Below are 1,394 nucleotides of genomic sequence, written 5' to 3'. Positions count from 1 at the left end.
CGGATCATGCCGTATTCTTGTGGACTAGGCATAAATATTGGTTAGTCTGAATAAAAAATAGGGAATGCATTTTACCCCTCTGAGTATTGTTCTAAAGGCTTTTATCTTTGCATTGAATGACTCCGCCGAAGCATTAGTAGAACGATTATCAAAGTAATTGAGTATTGTTTGGTAATGAGCCGCTATACTTCTTTTGACTGTATTAAAGGTTTTAAAACCCGATTGTTCGACTACTTCATACCATTTGGCGAGCCTAGTAAGAGCAAGAGTTTTATCTTTGGTATGTTCATAAATACCTTTTAGTTGCATAGATAGCTTATAAGCAGTTTCCAGATTCGGATAATAATTAAACAATACTTCGGCTCTGATCCTTTGTGTCGGAGTCCATTTGCTCTCAGCTTTGAAAAGTAAATATCTGCTGCGTGCTAAAAGTTGTTTGTGGGTATCTCCATTGCCTAAGACTAACGGTTTGTAAGATTTTTTATTTTCTTTGGAGAATTCAATCTCCTGATTCTCCTGATCGATAGCTTGCCAACGATAAGCTATACGCATATCCTGAAGAGCTTCACTTGCCAGTTTTTGCACATGAAAACGGTCTGTGACAATGGCAGCTTTTGGAAAGCTTCTGCGAACAATCAATTCCATATTGGCAGCCATATCTAAAGTTACTTCCTGTACTTTATTCCGAAGTCTTTCTTTTATCTGTTTGAGAACTTCGATAACATCTTCTGCTTTTGTACCCTTGACAATAGCTACTAATGCTCCTTTTTTACCTTTTGCTGCTTTGTTGGTAATAATGGTATATAGTTCGTCATAAGTCAGGGCTGTTTCGTCTATACTTAAATGCGAGCCAATGTTTTGGGGAAACACGAGCCATTTATCAGCATGTTCACGCTCAGACCACTGATGAAAGCCTGATAAAAGGCAACGATACCATTCTTCCAGCTTCTTACTCTTAACGTTGAAGAATTTACCTAAGGTAGAACAACTTACTGGTTCTGTGTCAAGATAGTGCTTTTAAAAAAGCAGCAAATTCTGCTGTTAGATGAGTACCCCCTGCAATTACAGACCAGTCACGCATATAGGGATTGCCTGATAGTTTATTCTGCCAGCGACGACGACGTACACGTAGAATTAAACTTTTGCCTCGAAGTGGAAAGTCGTGAATATCGCTAGGGGGATAAAAGCCTTTGGAGATAAACTGATTGTCTTTATTCTCTTGGGATGACAAAACTTTTTCATCTAAATGAAGGATAATGACTTTTTCTAACGTTTCAACTTCAACTACTTCAAAGTAATTCAACAACCCTTCGGGTAATAATAATTCATAGCCTGTTTGCATGATGCGAAATTAGAAAAAAAAATGCCTAGTCCACAAGAATTCGGGTTGATCC

The 1,394-nt window shown here is 38.0% G+C and carries 2 protein-coding genes; both read right to left on the bottom strand.

Going from position 1 to position 1,394, the window contains the following annotated elements; all coding sequences use genetic code 11:
• Positions 1 to 24 precede the first annotated feature (24 nt).
• On the bottom strand, positions 25 to 870 hold the full coding sequence (locus G7Y57_RS17825) for a transposase (protein WP_255491511.1): 846 nt from the start codon (positions 868 to 870) through the stop codon (positions 25 to 27).
• A gap of 133 nt (positions 871 to 1,003) precedes the next feature.
• Complete coding sequence (locus G7Y57_RS17930) at positions 1,004 to 1,342, bottom strand: hypothetical protein (RefSeq protein WP_221412159.1); 339 nt, start codon at positions 1,340 to 1,342, stop codon at positions 1,004 to 1,006.
• Positions 1,343 to 1,394 lie beyond the last annotated feature (52 nt).

Origin of the sequence: Dysgonomonas sp. ZJ279 (assembly GCF_011039205.1) — a bacterium.
Classification (GTDB): Bacteria; Bacteroidota; Bacteroidia; order Bacteroidales; family Dysgonomonadaceae; genus Dysgonomonas.
This window is presented reverse-complemented; position numbering and strand designations above follow the sequence as displayed.

What these genes read in the sequence shown, in the direction of transcription:
- G7Y57_RS17930 (WP_221412159.1), bottom strand. Translation starts at nt 1,342, where the DNA reads ATGCAAACAGGCTATGAATTATTATTACCCGAAGGGTTGTTGAATTAC.